The sequence below is a fragment of the Pseudalkalibacillus hwajinpoensis genome (assembly GCF_015234585.1).
GTDB classification, from domain to species: domain Bacteria; phylum Bacillota; class Bacilli; order Bacillales; family Guptibacillaceae; genus Guptibacillus; species Guptibacillus hwajinpoensis_B.
This window is the reverse complement of the sequence record NZ_JADFCM010000001.1, coordinates 1,241,268-1,257,940: the sequence shown is the minus strand read 5'-3', so window position 1 is coordinate 1,257,940 and position 16,673 is coordinate 1,241,268. Positions and strand designations below refer to the sequence as shown.

The window sequence follows — 16,673 nt, the reverse complement described above, 5'->3', positions numbered from 1 at the left end:
AAAAGGGAGGGCTATTCATGAAACTTGCACTTTTTACTGACACTTACTATCCACAGGTTAACGGAGTATCTCGCACTCTGGGTAAACTAACCAGGTATATGGACCGTCAGCAGGTTGATTATATGCTTTTTGCTCCTAACTGTCAGAAAGATGATGACCTTTTCTCAAGTAATATCCACCGCTTTACCAGTATGAAGTTTTTCCTTTATCCCGAATGTCGCATCGCCCTTCCTAACGTAAGTCTTATCCGCAACCAACTTAAAGATTTTCAACCGGACCTTCTTCATGTCGCGACACCTTTTAATATTGGCATGTGCGGACTACATTACGGAAAGAAAAATAACATACCTATGGTTGCTTCATACCACACTAATTTTGATGACTATTTAAAGCATTACCACCTTGAATGGTTCTCTCCTTTTATGTGGAAATACTTAACCTGGTTTCATCAACCATTTTCCACTACCTTTATTCCTTCCAATGAAACGCGCAATCGATTAAAAGGAAGAGGTTTTAAGAACCTCAAGCTTTGGAGAAGAGGCGTCGATTGCGAACAATATTCTCCGATTAGAAAAAATCACTCGCTACGTGAACGATATAATATTCAGGAGAAGTATATTCTTTTATTTGTTAGTCGACTCGCTCCAGAAAAAAATCTTGAAACGTTACAAAAAATCATGTGGAAGTTACCAGAACAGCTGAAACAACAAACAAGATGGCTGATTGTTGGTGATGGACCAGCCCTCCCTCATATTCAAGAAAACGTCCCTAACAACGTCACTTTCACTGGTTATAGAGAAGGGAAAGAATTAGCAGAGCTATACGCTACTTCAGATCTTTTCATCTTTCCATCAGCTACTGAAACATTTGGAAATGTCGCATTGGAGTCACTTGCCTCCGGGACCCCTGTTATCGCTGCAAATGCTGGAGGGTTATCCGACGTTGTCACTGGAGAAAGAAATGGTCTTTTCTGCTCTCCGTATAAAGAAGAGGAATATATCCACGCTATCAATCGTCTCTTATCAGATGATACCGAACGGAGAATGATGGGTTATGAAGGACGTCGTTATGCACTTACTCAATCATGGGATGCGATCTTCGGACGATTAGTAGAGGATTATGAGAAAACAATTGGAATTAAAAGATTAGCTCGATATGCTTAGAAAGGAGAAAAAAATGAACCTTACTGTATTTGGGATTAATGAAATCGGCTTAACTGCACCTTCTATCTTCGCAACACATGGTCACAACTTGTACGCGCTAGATGAAATGCGAAAAATAGCAAATACGTATGATCTCATTTACTGCTCTATTGGTCGACCAAACATATACAAAGGTTTGGGCTCGATTTCTGTTAAATTAGTTCAATAAAGACGTTTAGTGTAACTTTCTTTCAACGATTCAATCACTTTTTCTTCGCCTATTTTTGCATGATCAGATAGCATTCTGGCAGCTGGCGCGAGCCCCTCAGTACTCGGCCATCGTTCAGGTTCAAAAAGATATGATCGTTTAAAGGCTTTGGCACAATGAATGTAGCATTCCTTTACTTCTACTCCAATACCTAACAAAGGCGTTTTCCCCTTATATTCACACTGCTCTAGCAGCGTTTTATCTTTTACAATCGAGGCCTTCCCATTAATACGCAATGCTTCTTCTCGGCCGGGAATCATCAGCAGCAAACCGATATTTGGGTTTTCTAATAGATTGATCAATGAGTCCATTCGTTTATTTCCCGGTCTTTCCGGTATCAATAAATGATGATCATCCAGAACTTGAATAAACCCCGGTGCATCGCCTCTTGGCGAAACATCACCACCCGTACTTGATTGAGTGGCAATCGTAATAAATGGTGTACAGCATATGAACTCTTTACAGTGTTTATCAAGAAAAGATATGACTTTATTTGCAGCCAATTTACTCGGTATTCCTGCCATGTCTTTTAGTTCATTCACATCGGTCACGGTTTCTCCGAATATACTAGTTTTCACACATTACACTCCTCCATTTTTCCTTCCATTTTATCACAACACCCATCTATTTTATGATAATTCAATACAATATAACGGATGTCAAAAAGGATGATAGAGCAAAAAAAGAAGCCAAAATATTTTTGGCTTCTTAGAAATTAATTAAATTCCGGCACCCTGTTTAAGGGATTCTGCACGATCTGTTTGTTCCCATGGAAGGTCAATATCAGTACGTCCAAAATGTCCATACGCAGCTGTTTGCTTATAAATGGGACGTCTAAGATCAAGCATCTTTATAATTCCTGCTGGACGAAGATCGAAGTTCTCTCTTACTAGCTCTACAAGACTTTCCTCAGACACTTTTCCTGTACCAAATGTATCAATAGCAATTGATACTGGCTGAGCAACCCCAATAGCGTAAGCAAGTTGAACTTCACAACGATCTGTTAGACCCGCTGCCACAAGGTTCTTAGCAACATAACGAGCAGCATATGCCGCAGAACGGTCTACTTTCGTAGCATCCTTACCTGAGAAAGCACCGCCACCGTGACGCGCATACCCGCCGTAAGTATCAACAATGATTTTTCTTCCTGTTAAACCTGCGTCACCCTGCGGTCCACCGATAACAAAGCGTCCTGTTGGGTTGATGAAGTATTTTGTTTCTTCATCAATTAATTCAGCAGGAACAACCGGCTTCACAACGTGTTCTTTGATGTTACGTTGAATTTGTTCAAGTGAAATTTCAGGATGATGCTGTGTAGAAACAACAATGGTATCAACGCGAACCGGCTTACCAGCTTCATCGTATTCCACTGTTACTTGTGTTTTACCATCAGGACGAAGATAAGGAAGAATTTCTTCTTTTCTTACTTCACTCAAACGACGCGCTAGTTTATGCGCAAGAGAAATCGGAAGCGGCATTAATTCCGCTGTTTCATTACAAGCGTAACCAAACATAAGCCCCTGGTCACCTGCACCAATTGCATCGATTTCATCATCTGACATCGTACCTTCACGTGCTTCAAGAGCAACGTTTACACCTGCAGCGATGTCTGCAGATTGTTCATCAATAGATGAAAGAACAGCACATGTTTCAGCATCAAATCCGTATTTCGCACGTGTATAGCCGATCGTTTGAATCGTCTCACGAACCACTTTCGGAATATCAACATAGTGTGATGTTGTAATTTCACCGGAAACTAGAACAAGACCAGTTGTTACTGTAGTTTCACAGGCAACGCGCGCATTTGGATCATGCGCAAGAATATCATCCAGAATGGCATCGGAAATCTGATCTGAAATTTTATCAGGATGCCCCTCTGTTACTGACTCAGAAGTAAACAAACGACGATTACTCACTCAAGTACCTCCTTAAGGATTGGATCCTATCTAATTATGTTGTAATGGATACGGTACTCATTTCCCTATTACCCTGTGCCGAAACGAGAGAACGAATTCAATTTCTTATCGTCTTACCTTTTTTTATAGCGTCATCAATCTCAACGACATTAAAAAAGCCCTTCCCTACAATCAGAGGGAAAAGGAGCTGATATCTCATGCCTTTCGCCTCTTATCTTCCAAGACTATCGTCTTGCAGGTTAGCACCTTAATCCTGTTGTATAGGAGTTGGTTGCTGAGCTTCATCGGGCCTGTCCCTCCGCCTGCTCGGGATAAGAGTATCCATTCTCGACATATAATAACGCACATGAAAGGATGTGTCAATGAAGAAAAGCGGAAGCGCCCGTTTAGCTTCGACAAGCGCTGGAGCCCTCCGAAAAGAACACGGGCTTTGTGTTCGAATTCAAGGGCGAAGCGATCGAACCACTACCCTAATCCTTTACCCATAAAATAATCACTTCCTATATAATGGCGACAGGAATTCAACCTAAAGAAATAGTCATTCACCCATTTTTCACTTTTTATGCAAAAAATACATAGATTAGTATAGAATAATTGAATGAATGTGTTATACTATTTTTGAGTTAAACAAGTCAATCAACGAAATCTTTAAAAAAGGATGGGTTTAACGTATGAAAACAGCTTCCTTCTCCTCACCGTTATTGGATGCGATATTAAATAAGAATAATCCACATGTGAATTTATCAGTGTCTGAACTGGTTGAACATTCACTATTTAAAAACGAAGGGCAACTATCAGCTACAGGAGCTCTTCGCGTAGAAACCGGAAAATATACAGGACGTTCTCCTGGGGACAAGTTCATTGTAAAGGAAGATTCCGTAAAGAACAAAGTGAACTGGGAAACAAACCAGCCTATTTCCGAAAAAAGTTTTGAAAACCTTTACACAAAGGTGTTGAACTATCTCGGTGAGAAAAAGGGACTTTATGTGTTTAAAGGATTTGCTGGTGCTGACCAGTCATCAAGACTACCCATTCAGGTTATTAATGAATATGCCTGGCATAACCTTTTCGCCCACCAGCTGTTCATCCGTCCGAATGAATCAGAGTTAAAAGAACATGACGCTGAATTCACTGTCATTTCTGCACCTGGTTTTCAAGCTGATCCAGAAGTGGATGGCACAAATTCAGAAACATTTATTATTATCTCCTTTGAGAAACGAACCGTCTTAATTGGTGGAACAGAATATGCTGGAGAAATTAAAAAGTCTATTTTCACCGTTATGAACTACTTATTACCAGAGCGAAATATTCTTTCAATGCACTGCTCTGCTAACGTAGGTAAAGAGGGGGATGTTGCTCTATTTTTCGGTTTATCTGGAACTGGAAAGACAACGCTCTCAGCAGATGCTCATCGATCTCTTATCGGTGATGATGAACACGGATGGTCTATGAATGGTGTCTTTAATATTGAAGGTGGATGCTACGCTAAGTGCATCAACTTATCAAAAGAAAAAGAACCTGAAATCTGGGATGCAATTCGCTTTGGAACGGTTCTTGAGAACGTTATGATGGATAACGGCTCGCGTGAACCTGACTACGATAACACTAGTCTAACTGAAAATACACGCGCTGCCTATCCGATTGACGCCATACCTAATATTGCAATTCCTAGCGTTGCCGGACATCCCAATACGATCATTTTCTTAACGGCAGATGCATTTGGCGTCCTTCCTCCAATTAGCAAACTGACCAAAGAACAAGCCATGTTTCATTTCCTATCAGGTTACACGAGCAAGTTAGCCGGAACAGAAAGAGGCGTCACTTCACCAGAAGCCACTTTCTCTACATGCTTTGGTGCACCGTTCTTGCCATTACCTGCCCATCGCTATGCAGAAATGCTCGGCGAGAAAATTATGGAGCATGATGTTCAAGTCTTCCTCGTAAATACCGGATGGTCTGGGGGCGGTTATGGTGTCGGAGAGCGCATGAAGCTTTCATATACTAGAGCGATGATCCAGGCGGCTTTAAATGGAGAACTTGATCGTATCGAAACAGTAACAGACCCTATTTTCGGATTGCATATTCCTTCTCATTGTCCAGGTGTTCCAGCAGAAGTATTGCAGCCAAAACAAACATGGGAAGATCAAGAGAAATATGATGAGAAAGCCAAAGATCTCGCTACTAAGTTTGTGAAGAACTTCGACAAATTCTCAAATGTAGCTGACGAAATCAAACAAGCAGGCCCAAATGTTTAGTCTCATTGAAAAAAGCACCTTAACGGGTGCTTTTTTTATTTGAAGACTCATTCTCCTCAACTTCGCGCATCCTCCTCTTTCTATCTACCTCCATTAATTTACCTATTCAAAACACCAATTGTTTTAAAATACATAGGCTATAGTATCTAAAACATGAGCCTACCTCATGTGACGAATGTGGAGGATAGATAATGAAAAGAAGCTGGTTTATAACGTTTTGTATATACACAAGTGTATTTCTTCTTATTCTTTCGGCGTGTGGTACAAATAGTGGAAACGATCAGGTAAGAGTAGCTGAGGTTACACGCTCGATTTTCTATGCACCACAATACGTGGCACTCTCAGAGGGTATTTTTGAGAAGCATGGCATTGATGTCGAATTAACGACTACTTGGGGCGGAGATAAAACAATGACCACTCTACTATCTAACGGAGCTGATGTCGCTCTTGTAGGATCAGAGACGTCCATTTATGTCTATGCACAAGGCACTGATGACCCTGTCATAAACTTTGCTCAACTTACACAAACAGACGGTACGTTCCTTGTATCAAGAGAAAAAGTCGATCATTTTGAATGGGAAGATTTGAAGGGAAGTACATTCCTTGGCCAACGTAAAGGTGGTATGCCACAAATGGCTGGTGAATACGTGCTGAAACAGAAAGGAATTGATCCACAAAACGATTTGGACCTCATTCAAAATATTGATTTCGCAAACATTTCAAGCGCATTCGCTTCTGGAACTGGCGATTACGTTCAGTTATTCGAGCCAACAGCAAGTGTCTTTGAAGAACAAGGGGTTGGACACATTGTAGCTTCATTTGGAAAAGAATCAGGGAAAATTCCATATACAGGATTTATGGCAAAAGAAAGTTATTTGAGTAAAAATGCTGATGTAGCAGAGCGTTTTACAAAAGCACTTTATGAGGCTCAACTGTGGGTAGATACTCATTCTTCTTCAGAAATTGCAAAGTCAATTGAACCCTTCTTTCAGGATACCGATCTTGAACTCATTACAACTGTAGTAGATCGTTACAAAAGCCAGCATTCATTCGCTACAAACCCATCACTGGATCAAGAAGAATGGGATAACTTACAAAATATTATGGATGAAGCAGGAGAACTCCCAAAACGCGTTGATCATAGCAAATTAGTAGATAATAGCTATGCCGAAAAAGCGCAAAAATAGGAGGGAAAATAATGTCTTTCCTTCAACTCAACGCTATTTCACATGTGTATTTGACGAAAAACGCTGCCAAAGAAGCGATTTCCAACCTCTCATTCGCTATTGAAGAAGGAGAATTCGTTTCCCTCCTTGGGCCTAGTGGATGCGGGAAATCTACTCTGTTGTCGATCATTTCAGGATTAGTAAAACCTACTGAAGGGAGCGTTTCTCTACAAAATAAAATTATAAAATCTCCCGGCGAACGAATGGGCTATATGCTTCAACAGGATTACTTGTTTCCTTGGAAAACAATTGAAGAAAATTGTTTTATAGGATTAAAGCTTCTAAACAAGTTGACAGCGGATAAAAAAGAACAAACATTGGAATTATTGGATAGCATGGGATTAAGCGATGTCCGCTCGGCCTATCCTGATCAGCTTTCAGGTGGAATGCGTCAACGCGTAGCTCTCGTTCGCACACTTGCAACAGATCCTGATCTACTGTTATTAGATGAGCCTTTCTCTGCACTTGATTATCAAACAAAATTAAAACTCGAAGACCTTGTGTTTAAAACATTAAAAAAGCATCGAAAAACCGCCTTGCTGGTGACTCATGATATTGGAGAAGCGATTGCGATGTCAGACCGCATCATCCTTTTAACGCCTCGTCCCGGGAAAATCGCGAGAACTTTTCAAGTCCCAGCTTCCCTTAAAGAATTACTTCCTTTTGAAGCTAGGAATGATTCTGCTTTCCCTGAGAATTTCCAGCTGATATGGAAGGAGCTTGATTCTCTTGAACCATCTCCAACTTAAACATAAGCATCAACATTATCTAAGAGAGTTGAAAAGGGAAAGAAATGAAATATTGGGTTTTCAGGTGTGTATTCTCTTTGCATTTCTCACTTTATGGGAATTAGCAGGACGGTTCACATGGATCGATCCGTTATTATTTAGCTACCCCTCTAAAATTGCTTCTCTCTTTATAACAAAAGTAACAGATGGTTCATTACTGTTACACACTGGTGTAACGTTACTTGAAACAATTGCTGGATTTCTTCTTGGAACAGTACTTGGAACCGTGTTCGCGGCAATTCTATGGTGGTCACGCAAAGCTTCTAGAATCTCAGATCCGTATCTTGTTGTATTGAATTCCATGCCTAAAGTAGCTCTTGGTCCGATCATCATAGTTGCGCTTGGTCCAGGTTACATCTCCATTATTACGATGGGCGCTTCTATTTCCGTTATTATTACTACTCTTGTGATCTACCACGCATTTCATACTGTTGAACCTAACTTCATCAAAGTTATTCGCTCATTTGGTGGTAATAAGCGCCAGATCTTCTTTGAAGTTATTCTGCCATCTTCCTTTCCAGCGATTATCTCGACCTTGAAAGTAAATGTGGGTTTATCGTGGGTCGGCGTTATTGTTGGGGAATTTCTTGTTTCAAAACAAGGTCTTGGTTATATGATTATATATGGCTTCCAAGTATTTAATTTCACATTGGTTTTACTGAGCTTATTTATGATTGCGATTCTCTCATCAATCATGTATTTAGGGGTCGAATGGTTAGAACGGAAATTAATTAAACACTAGCTCCTCTTAAGAGGGGCTTATTTTGTTGTGATTGGGCAAACTAGTTAGCCACCACTCACAAATATGATGGGTTCCTACACGTCTTACCACTTGCAAAATGATTGCTATAGACCCACCCAAATACCATCTGCTAGCATATAGAAGAACATATTCTTATATAAGACAGGTGAAAACAATGAGCGCACTAAGAGGTGTATGGCTTAGCATAACAGCTTACTTACTACTTTCAATGATCAAATTAGGCGCAGGGTATCTCTTTGGTTCAGAAGCCCTCTTAGCAGACGGATGGAATAACGCATCAGATATCGTGGCATCCATTGCTGTTTTGATTGGCATGAAAATTTCTCTTAAACCACCAGATTTGAACCATCCATATGGCCATTCTCGAGCAGAAACCGTTTCTTCTCTATTCGCCTCATTTGTTATGTTTGCGATTGGAATACAAGTCCTCTTCCATACAGCTACTGTCTTACTCAGTGGAAAAGTCTCTTCTCCTCCACTTAGCTCTGCCTGGGTAGCCTTTTTTGGAATGATCGTTATGGGAGGCGTTTATCTTTTTAACTACCGCCTCGCTAAAAAAACGAACAGCCTCGGACTAATGGCTGCAGCCAAAGACAATTTATCAGATGCTCTCGTTAGTCTTGGTGCTTTTATTGGAATTATTGGCGCTCACTTTAACATGCATTGGCTAGATCCTCTTACAGGCTTTATTGTAGGTCTTATCATATGCAAAACGGCTTATGATATCTTTAAAGATTCATCACTCATGTTAACGGATGGATTTGATAAAGAGAAATTGAATGATATAGAGGCGACGATCCAAAACATTGAAGGGGTAGAAACATTAGTAGATATTAAAGCACGTATGGCTGGAAATGATATTATTGTCGATGCCGTTGTAGAGGTAGCACCTCATTTAAATATTAAAGAAGGACATACGATTACAGACAAAATAGAAGCCCAGTTAGAGAAGGATCATGACGTTCGAAATGCCACCATTCATGTTGAACCTGGCAGGGAAATTACTGAAAGAGGCTCTGTCAATGAATAGTGCATTCTCCATCTGTTATTTGTTTGAAGGCTGTGACCTATTGGATTTTGTATAAATACGAGCAAAAAAGTCCAGGACAATGAACTGGACTTTTTTCTCATTACAAATAATTAAGATGTTTTAGACTATAAGTAAGTACTTGATCCTTCATCATAAAGCTATAACGCTCATTTAAATGAATATCTTTCGGAAGTGTTGTTAGCTTCACCGGTCCCTTTGTTTCCATATAATCTTCTTTGTCTACGAGACGATCAATGTCAGCATAATAGACATTCTTAATAATTGTCCCGCCTTTTCCTTCAACACGATACTGACCTACATATTGAAGGTGCTTAACAACTCCACCTGTTTCTTCATATACCTCACGCACCGCAGCTTCTTCGGCATTCTCTCCTTCTTCCACTTTCCCACCTGGAAATTCAATGCCTCTTCGAGAGTGCTCGGTTAACAGCCACTGGTTTTCGAGGCGACAAATAACCCAAACATGTTTTGGTGCGGGAGAGTAAGGATGATCCTCGAAAGAAAATGTTACCTGATTATGATAGTAATCTGTAAACATAAATTCGCTCATTTGATAACCTCGTCCTTTAGTTTCTTACTTTATTGTAAAAGAGTAGCCTGTGCTTGTCCAATCTACCTGTACAAAAAATAAAACGCACGGACCAAAAGTTCCGTGCGTTTGAATTATTTAATCTCAAAATCATTAATGATCCAATGGTTGTTTTCATAAAGAAAATGGATGTTTATTGTGTAAGAGCCATAAAGCTCAGACTCATTCGATTGAGTCAGTTCATATTCATATTCATTAAGTTTCTCCAGTTCATATGACTCATCAGTATTCACCCATGGAAATAGCTCTGTTGGTACTAAGTAAAGATCACCTTCACGCTCTGCAAAATAAACATCCGCAATTTCAGAAGCGAGTTCTTTTGAGGTTATCTTTTGTAAGTCCTGCTCAACCTCTGCTATTGTTTGAAACTGTTTAACTTTACCCTCTTCATCTGTATCCTGAATAATATGATTGATAAGTTCGTTAGATAAATTCTCAACTTCTGGTTTTTCGATTGAATTCGTCTTTGCTTCTGCTTTATTCTCAAGAGAAGAAATCACGATTTCTGAATGATCAGCAGCAACTTTTGATAATTCTCCACCACAACCCGAAGTGAAAGTTAGCGCACCTACAAACATTAATAAACCTATGTATTTTTTCATGTCACTCATCCTTTAAGTATAGTAGAATTTCTTTATATTGATTTCATACCTCATCCTATTAGGTGTCAAACAAACTAGTGATATATTAAGTCTTTTTTACCATAGTAATGAATGGATTTTAGCTATTTTCTTTTGGATACACTACTTATACGAAAAGATATAGCAGAATGTTTCGATTTTTCTTAATTTATTTCAGGAGAGGGGTGATTAATTGGGAGGACTATGGAAGATTCGCTTCAATAATTATCTGCGGCATCGACTTAAGTATTTGTCTTACATCATGCAAGGTGGATTATTGATCGCTTTATTGCTAATCGGAGCAATAGGAATTGTTTATTATCAACGTTTACTCGATGTTATACCTGAGCCATTTCCACTCCTATTTGCGATCGCCCTCATCATGAGCGTAGTACTAAGTGTTCTTGAAGGAAAGTTCTTTCTCTTTCAAGCGGATCGCGTCTTTTTAATCACATGTGAAGATCGTATGAGGCAATACATTAAGTATACTTTCTTCTATTCTTTGATTCGTTCACTGCCGATAATTTTAATCGTTAGTTTAGTAAGTGCTCCTGCCCTCATTCATTTAGAAATTCCTTTGGAATTACTAACATGGATTTATGTCATGATACTCTTGCTCTTTATATTGTCTTTTCTTACGATCGTACGATCTTACTTCACGAAGAAAAAATGGCAGCGTCTTTACCTTTTCATTAGCAATTTCACTATTCTTTACTTCACCATGAAAGGATATGTTTTTATTGGTGCCTTATTCCTTATGTTTCCCATTACATATCTTTACTTACTATTTCGTCAAAGCTCGATGCTTCAGTGGGAGAGATTGATTGAACTTGAATCATCACAAACTGCTCGGTTCGAGCAATTCGCAAACCAGTTCGTTGATGTGCCTTCTTTACAGAATAAAGTGAATCCAAGAAAGTATTTAAGTTGGATTATTCAATTGATACCAGTGTCTAACGCACAGACCTTTCTATTCATTAGAATTTTCTTCCGTAAGGGAAGCTACATTTGGGTCTTTATCCGATTAGTTGGAATTGGGGCATATATTCTCTACTACCTAAGAGAAGAGTACACATCGTACTTGATTGTTCCCCTTCTTTTATGGATCACTCATAAACAGCTCTTAGCAATCAAAAAAGAACAAATGAGAGACTCGTTTCTTGTTATTCTCCGAAACGATTATTCACTGAGAAACATGATTTTATCGTTATTAGTTATACAATCCATATTATTTAGTATTGTTCAGCTTCCTTCTTTACAGCATAGTTTTTGTACCTTAGTAGAAGGGCTTTTGATTTCATTTTTTTTAGAAAACAAAAAACAGAGAAAATCATAAAGAGAAGCTGGCTAATATTAGCCAGCTTCTCTTTATGATTTAGCAACAATAAGGATTGTAGTTTGCTCCGCCTACATAACCTGGTCCAGGACCACAACCGCCGCCCATTGCGCCAGCTCCAACAATAATTAGTAAAATAAACAGAACAACAATTAACGCAAAACCTTTACCATATCCTCCGCTCATCTTTATCCCCCTCGTTAGAATTCATTCACTACACTATTACTTTATGTAGTTGATTCCATTTAGGAAGGGCATGAGCGGAGTTCCTGAAGAAAAACTAGTTGTTCATCCTCAATTTCTTGTATTGTGGTTTAGAGCTGATAATACGCCCATTTGATCAATTTGTTGCTTTGTATGAGGTGTGCCTAGTCGATGGATCATCTTATATAATTCATAAATCGCTTCATCCGTCCAATCTCGATGACGGTCTACTTCACTTTCATCATAATGATTCAGTGAAAAGAAATCATTTTGTTGCACATATTTCTGAGAGCGCAACTTCTCAATTACACGTTCCATTTCCATTTTCTCTTCTTGACTTGCTCTAATTTCAAAGGCATTCATTTGAGTGCCAACATTTGTCTCATGAAGCTCACCTTTAGGTGTTACAAAATACGTCTCACGTACCATTGCTTCTCACCTCCATGAAAATTTAAACAGGACTTTCTTCTAAATGACGATACCCTTTGTATTCATGTTGAGCAGCATCAATGGTTTTCTCAACAGTGTCAAGCCTAGAGCGAAATGATCCAACGTCACGTCCCTGTTTCTTCGCTTCTTCAACTCGCGCATCATAGTTGGTTTCTTCGGTCGCTTCTGACTCCACATGAAATTGTTTCTTATCATGATCAACTACAACTTGAATAAATTTTTCCATTGATTTTCCCTCCTCTTTATCCTATCCTGCTTGTCACTTTACCCTTTTCGGATAAATATTAATCTTTTCCTTATAAACGAAAACACATAAATTTATGTTAAAATGAAGGGATGAATCCATAAGAATAGTTCAGGTGATGATCATGAATTTTACTACAACACCGCATCAAGCAGTGACTGAATTGGACCTATCTGCTCCTTTAACACCCCACTCGTCTCTCAGACCATTGGAAGATAAAGCAGAGCAGGCTTTTTTTCATGCTTTAGAGGAAAAAGGTATACGTCTGAATGAACCTCAAACAAAAGCAGTAAAGCATACTGAAGGCCCTCTTTTGACAATTGCCGGAGCCGGAAGTGGAAAAACATCTGTTTTAACAGCACGAACAGCTTTTCTAATGACAGTAAAGGAAAAAGATCCTTCTAGTATTCTACTCATTACTTTCACTCGAAAGGCATCTGAAGAAATGCGACAGCGTATCAGTCACTTACCAGGTGTCTCTTCTCAAGACTCAGGAAGATTAACAGCAGGAACATTTCATTCTATCTTCTTGAAATTATTAAGGAGTCTCGGTTATAACCAAAAAATATTGAATAGTGATCGTCACAAACAAATTATAATGAAAAATATTCTAAAAAAAATGAAAAGTCCTGAAGCATCTTTACCAGAGATTATGCTTTCATCAATTTCTGCTTGCAAAGTTAAAATGATGGAGCCTGCAGATATCCCTGACAGTAAAGAAACAGAAGAATTAAAGAAAGCCTACTCTGAATATGAAGAGTGGAAAACAGCTAATGGCTATATTGACTTTGATGACATTCTTGTCTATATGTATCGAGAATTCAATCAAAATCCCGCTCTACTTCAAAAAATGCAAAATCGATTTCAATATATTTTAGTAGATGAATTCCAGGATACGAACCCAATTCAATATGAATTAATTAAACAAATTGCAGCTCCTCAAAACAACTTATTTGTAGTGGGTGACGATGATCAAGTTATCTATTCTTTTAATGGTGCAAATAGCTCAATCATTTTAGAGTTCGATCGTGCTTATCCCGAGGCATCCGTCGTAACGCTGGATACAAACTACAGATCAGCTCCACCCATTGTTGGACTCGGAAACCATGTAATTAAGCACAATACGTATCGAAGAACGAAAACAATGAACGCTACAGACAAAGACGGAAAACAACCATACTATCTTCGTCCTGCTACAACAGAAGACGAAGCAGGTTATGTCCTCCGTCATATTCGAGAAAAAAAGCGAGAGTGGAAAGACATTGCCATTCTTACAAGAACTTATACGAATGCTAGAGCCATTTTCGAGCAGTTGATTGAACAGGACATTCCTTTCAACGCACAGGGAATGAAACAGGTCTTTTACGAGCAGTCGATTATTAAAGGAATGATGGAACACCTTCGACTTGCATACGAGCACCAAAATCTTGATGCGACAGCCGCCATACTCCCATCCCTTTTTATTAATCAAGAATCAGGTATGCGTCACATTGAGATGGAAAATTTCGTTGATCCAGTTGAATTTCCTTTGTTACATTTAAAATCCTGGAAAACACTACGTGATTTTCAAAAAAAATCGATAGATCGACGTGTCCGTCTTGTTCAAGAAGCTAAACGTCATCGGCCCCAGAAAGCCATTCAATTGTTACGAGATGACTATATGAAACATCTGGACAGCGCAAATGACGAAGCATTAACTGTGCATAAGACTACTCTTAAAGAAATGATGGACGAGCTTGAGTTCTCAAGCTCACGATTTGAAACCATCCCAGAGTTCCTTGCCTACGTCGATCGAATCATTCAACGATTCAATGAGCATAAACAAAAAGCTAGCGCCTCTAACGCGCTTTCACTACTATCCATTCATCAGGCTAAAGGGCTTGAATTCCCTGTGGTTTACGTCATTGGTGCTTCAGAAACGATTCTACCGCACGTTTCTGCGCTCAATACGATGAAAGACAAAGAAGCCTCTCATAAGCAGCTCTATATGAAAAACCCGACTGCTGACCTTGAGGAAGAACGTCGCCTTTGTTACGTTGCCATTACACGTGCAAAAGAAGAGCTCTATATTTGCTCCCCTGAGAAACACCTTGGTAAACAAACACCCGTCTCTCGTTTCTTAACGGATGCCTTCAAGAAGAAAATTCAACAAGAAGGTAAAACGGTGAAAGCATGGGTTTGCAGTAGTGAATTTTGCAAAGGATGGATGAAAATAGAGGATAAGAAACAACCTGATCAAAAGCAATGTCCCTTATGTGATAAGCCAATGATCATTTCGCAAAAGCCTGTTCAAAAAGACTGAACTATGTCACTGTGTTAAGCTTTGTTGCGCTTTGATTACAAATTATTTAAGAGAAGTTTAACTGCAATAATTCGCTCTCCAAACGTGCTATAGTAGAAAAAAACGCGCAACAGGAGGGCTCCGATGAGCAGCATTCGTTACGAAACCATCTTTCAGAAGCAGCTTGGAAACGGTACGATTATCGGGATTATGGATTACCTTGAAGGCAAGCTGATCAGACTGAACTTAAATGATGAGGAGCCGGACTTACTTAACCCGGAGCTAAAAGAATTTTTCCAGCAAGAGCGGATGAAGGTACATCCTAAACAATAGTTACCCACTCAGAAACAAATGTTTAAATAAACGAAGAAGCCTCCAAATAAAGGAAGGCTTCTTTTTTATTTTTCAAGCATAAAAACCCAGATAACTGGAACGCTATTCATAAATCGCTTTGTAACTTGAAGTATTTTCTTCTGCAAGTAGTCATTTATAACTATTTATTTCAAAAAAAGGTTTGATATAAAAAATGAATAGGGTATATCAATAGTAGCAAAGGACATTGCTATATTAGAGGAGGAAGTCATTATGTTAAAACAAGTTCTCGTTATTATCGGTATTGTTGTTGTAGTAGCATTTGTTGTCAGCGCATTATTCTAGAAGGCAGCAAAAATATAGTTATGTATGAACTAAATTGACCTTATCAAGGAGGAATAGCAATGGTACGTACAATCCTTATGATCATTGGCGCGGTTGCTGTGATTGCAGCTATCATTTCATTTATTTAATATTGTAAAATTGAGCAATTGAAATTTATTAATTCATCATAAATAAAACAGTCGAGCCATTACGGTTCGACTGTTTTTTTATCGTCTATTAATCATTCTTCTTCATGTTTTTTTTGGCTTCATCAACTTTGGACTTTGGAATGTATATAAAGATTGCCTTTTTGTTATTATTCATACAAATCTCCTTCAGAGTTGATTTATTGTTACCCTCATTCATTCTACTCGATAAAGGCACGTATAAGCAATCATCACTTACAAAACATTTGAAAACAATGCCTTAGTACTAAATTTTCTGTGAATTGAAATGTGATTAGGAGTATTTACATTCAAACTGTCAAGAAATCGATAAAACTTCAACTTCTATTGTAGGACTAGTATTGATATACTATTTGTAAACTGCCTGTAACTGTTTATGTGAAACAGATCACATCAGCTAATGATGAAGGAGTGAAATGCATTGTTAAAGCAACCATTGAAACTATTCCGAGGCGTCGGCTTTGCAGAAGGAATATCATTTTTATTATTACTAGGAATTGCGATGCCTCTTAAATACATGATGGACATCCCTATGGCCGTAACGATTGTTGGAGCGTTACATGGCGGACTGTTTGTTCTCTATCTTGCCGTAATTCTATATGTCACAATCGTTAAGCGCTGGTCTTTCATTAAAGCCGCGCTCGCAGTTGTCTCCTCCGTTATCCCATTCGGACCGTTTATATTCGATGCGCGAATCGCAAAAAATTCTGAAGTATAAA

17 protein-coding genes, 1 pseudogene and 1 riboswitch are annotated in these 16,673 nt (G+C 38.9%); of the genes and pseudogenes, 11 read left to right on the top strand and 7 right to left on the bottom strand.

Annotated features, from left to right (window positions below; genetic code table 11):
* Nucleotides 1-17 precede the first annotated feature (17 nt).
* Together IQ283_RS06020 and IQ283_RS06015 are read left to right on the top strand one after the other, a co-directional pair.
* Entirely contained in the window at nucleotides 18-1,163 is a 1,146-nt protein-coding gene (locus tag IQ283_RS06020; RefSeq protein ID WP_194219205.1) for a glycosyltransferase family 4 protein, read from the top strand.
* Nucleotides 1,164-1,176: 13 nt separating this feature from the next.
* Nucleotides 1,177-1,371: a hypothetical protein gene (locus IQ283_RS06015; RefSeq protein ID WP_194219204.1), complete on the top strand. Its 195-nt coding sequence runs from the start codon at nucleotides 1,177-1,179 to the stop codon at nucleotides 1,369-1,371.
* Here IQ283_RS06015 and IQ283_RS06010 read toward each other — a convergent pair.
* Together IQ283_RS06010 and metK are read right to left on the bottom strand one after the other, a co-directional pair.
* Nucleotides 1,365-1,988 carry an MSMEG_1061 family FMN-dependent PPOX-type flavoprotein gene (locus IQ283_RS06010; protein ID WP_408962566.1) on the bottom strand — a complete coding sequence of 208 codons (624 nt, stop codon included), beginning with the start codon at nucleotides 1,986-1,988 and terminating at the stop codon, nucleotides 1,365-1,367. The two genes, IQ283_RS06015 and IQ283_RS06010, sit on opposite strands and share 7 nt — an antisense overlap.
* Nucleotides 1,989-2,129: 141 nt before the next feature.
* A complete protein-coding gene (metK, locus tag IQ283_RS06005; protein ID WP_194219203.1) occupies nucleotides 2,130-3,326 on the bottom strand; it encodes a methionine adenosyltransferase in 1,197 nt (398 codons plus the stop codon).
* A 208-nt stretch (nucleotides 3,327-3,534) separates the two neighbouring features.
* A riboswitch (SAM riboswitch) is annotated at nucleotides 3,535-3,644 on the bottom strand.
* Nucleotides 3,645-3,997: 353 nt separating this feature from the next.
* Here metK and pckA point away from each other — a divergent pair.
* The 5 genes from pckA (at nucleotide 3,998) to IQ283_RS05980 (ending at nucleotide 9,388) form a co-directional block, all read left to right on the top strand.
* On the top strand, nucleotides 3,998-5,581 hold the full coding sequence (gene pckA, locus IQ283_RS06000) for a phosphoenolpyruvate carboxykinase (ATP) (protein ID WP_194219202.1): 1,584 nt from the start codon (nucleotides 3,998-4,000) through the stop codon (nucleotides 5,579-5,581).
* A gap of 191 nt (nucleotides 5,582-5,772) precedes the next feature.
* Nucleotides 5,773-6,768, top strand: a complete 996-nt coding sequence (locus tag IQ283_RS05995; protein WP_194219201.1) for an ABC transporter substrate-binding protein — start codon at nucleotides 5,773-5,775, stop codon at nucleotides 6,766-6,768.
* Between the two features lie 11 nt (nucleotides 6,769-6,779).
* Nucleotides 6,780-7,556: an ABC transporter ATP-binding protein gene (locus IQ283_RS05990; RefSeq protein ID WP_194219200.1), complete on the top strand. Its 777-nt coding sequence runs from the start codon at nucleotides 6,780-6,782 to the stop codon at nucleotides 7,554-7,556.
* Nucleotides 7,537-8,337 (top strand): ABC transporter permease, encoded by an 801-nt coding sequence (locus IQ283_RS05985; protein ID WP_194219199.1) that lies wholly within the window; start codon nucleotides 7,537-7,539, stop codon nucleotides 8,335-8,337. Before IQ283_RS05990 ends, IQ283_RS05985 begins: the two co-directional genes overlap by 20 nt.
* Nucleotides 8,338-8,512: 175 nt before the next feature.
* The gene (locus IQ283_RS05980) at nucleotides 8,513-9,388 is read left to right on the top strand and encodes a cation diffusion facilitator family transporter (protein WP_194219198.1); all 876 of its coding nucleotides are present in this window, start codon (nucleotides 8,513-8,515) and stop codon (nucleotides 9,386-9,388) included.
* Between the two features lie 100 nt (nucleotides 9,389-9,488).
* On the opposite strand, the gene ytkD is transcribed toward IQ283_RS05980, so the two are convergent.
* Both ytkD and IQ283_RS05970 read right to left on the bottom strand, forming a co-directional pair.
* Entirely contained in the window at nucleotides 9,489-9,959 is a 471-nt protein-coding gene (gene ytkD, locus IQ283_RS05975) for an RNA deprotection pyrophosphohydrolase (RefSeq protein ID WP_194219197.1), read from the bottom strand.
* A 113-nt stretch (nucleotides 9,960-10,072) separates the two neighbouring features.
* Nucleotides 10,073-10,600 (bottom strand): hypothetical protein, encoded by a 528-nt coding sequence (locus tag IQ283_RS05970; protein WP_194219196.1) that lies wholly within the window; start codon nucleotides 10,598-10,600, stop codon nucleotides 10,073-10,075.
* A 211-nt stretch (nucleotides 10,601-10,811) separates the two neighbouring features.
* Between IQ283_RS05970 and IQ283_RS05965 the strand changes: the two genes are divergently transcribed.
* Nucleotides 10,812-11,954: an ABC transporter permease gene (locus IQ283_RS05965; protein ID WP_194219195.1), complete on the top strand. Its 1,143-nt coding sequence runs from the start codon at nucleotides 10,812-10,814 to the stop codon at nucleotides 11,952-11,954.
* A 114-nt stretch (nucleotides 11,955-12,068) separates the two neighbouring features.
* On the opposite strand, the pseudogene IQ283_RS24095 reads toward IQ283_RS05965, so the two are convergent.
* From IQ283_RS24095 to IQ283_RS05950, 3 genes and pseudogenes are all read right to left on the bottom strand, one after another.
* A pseudogene (locus IQ283_RS24095) lies at nucleotides 12,069-12,140 on the bottom strand (YjcZ family sporulation protein); the annotation flags it as partial.
* Nucleotides 12,141-12,248: 108 nt separating this feature from the next.
* Entirely contained in the window at nucleotides 12,249-12,587 is a 339-nt protein-coding gene (locus IQ283_RS05955; RefSeq protein WP_194219193.1) for a hypothetical protein, read from the bottom strand.
* Between the two features lie 22 nt (nucleotides 12,588-12,609).
* Nucleotides 12,610-12,834, bottom strand: a complete 225-nt coding sequence (locus IQ283_RS05950; RefSeq protein ID WP_194219192.1) for a hypothetical protein — start codon at nucleotides 12,832-12,834, stop codon at nucleotides 12,610-12,612.
* Between the two features lie 142 nt (nucleotides 12,835-12,976).
* Here IQ283_RS05950 and IQ283_RS05945 point away from each other — a divergent pair, with 142 nt between their 5' ends.
* From IQ283_RS05945 to IQ283_RS05935, 3 genes are all read left to right on the top strand, one after another.
* The gene (locus IQ283_RS05945) at nucleotides 12,977-15,154 is read left to right on the top strand and encodes a UvrD-helicase domain-containing protein (RefSeq protein WP_194219191.1); all 2,178 of its coding nucleotides are present in this window, start codon (nucleotides 12,977-12,979) and stop codon (nucleotides 15,152-15,154) included.
* 123 nt (nucleotides 15,155-15,277) lie between these two features.
* Nucleotides 15,278-15,466: a hypothetical protein gene (locus IQ283_RS05940; protein WP_194219190.1), complete on the top strand. Its 189-nt coding sequence runs from the start codon at nucleotides 15,278-15,280 to the stop codon at nucleotides 15,464-15,466.
* 909 nt (nucleotides 15,467-16,375) lie between these two features.
* Nucleotides 16,376-16,672 carry a DUF3817 domain-containing protein gene (locus IQ283_RS05935; protein ID WP_194219189.1) on the top strand — a complete coding sequence of 99 codons (297 nt, stop codon included), beginning with the start codon at nucleotides 16,376-16,378 and terminating at the stop codon, nucleotides 16,670-16,672.
* Nucleotide 16,673: the final 1 nt, after the last annotated feature.

Excerpts from the sequence above, each read along its gene's own strand:
- IQ283_RS06020 (WP_194219205.1), top strand. The coding sequence starts at position 18 with ATGAAACTTGCACTTTTTACTGACACTTACTATCCACAGGTTAACGGA.
- IQ283_RS06015 (WP_194219204.1), top strand. The coding sequence starts at position 1,177 with ATGAACCTTACTGTATTTGGGATTAATGAAATCGGCTTAACTGCACCT.
- pckA (WP_194219202.1), top strand. The coding sequence starts at position 3,998 with ATGAAAACAGCTTCCTTCTCCTCACCGTTATTGGATGCGATATTAAAT.
- IQ283_RS05995 (WP_194219201.1), top strand. The coding sequence starts at position 5,773 with ATGAAAAGAAGCTGGTTTATAACGTTTTGTATATACACAAGTGTATTT.
- IQ283_RS05990 (WP_194219200.1), top strand. The coding sequence starts at position 6,780 with ATGTCTTTCCTTCAACTCAACGCTATTTCACATGTGTATTTGACGAAA.
- IQ283_RS05980 (WP_194219198.1), top strand. The coding sequence starts at position 8,513 with ATGAGCGCACTAAGAGGTGTATGGCTTAGCATAACAGCTTACTTACTA.
- ytkD (WP_194219197.1), bottom strand. The coding sequence starts at position 9,959 with ATGAGCGAATTTATGTTTACAGATTACTATCATAATCAGGTAACATTT.
- IQ283_RS05970 (WP_194219196.1), bottom strand. The coding sequence starts at position 10,600 with ATGAAAAAATACATAGGTTTATTAATGTTTGTAGGTGCGCTAACTTTC.
- IQ283_RS05955 (WP_194219193.1), bottom strand. The coding sequence starts at position 12,587 with ATGGTACGTGAGACGTATTTTGTAACACCTAAAGGTGAGCTTCATGAG.
- IQ283_RS05950 (WP_194219192.1), bottom strand. The coding sequence starts at position 12,834 with ATGGAAAAATTTATTCAAGTTGTAGTTGATCATGATAAGAAACAATTT.
- IQ283_RS05945 (WP_194219191.1), top strand. The coding sequence starts at position 12,977 with ATGAATTTTACTACAACACCGCATCAAGCAGTGACTGAATTGGACCTA.
- IQ283_RS05940 (WP_194219190.1), top strand. The coding sequence starts at position 15,278 with ATGAGCAGCATTCGTTACGAAACCATCTTTCAGAAGCAGCTTGGAAAC.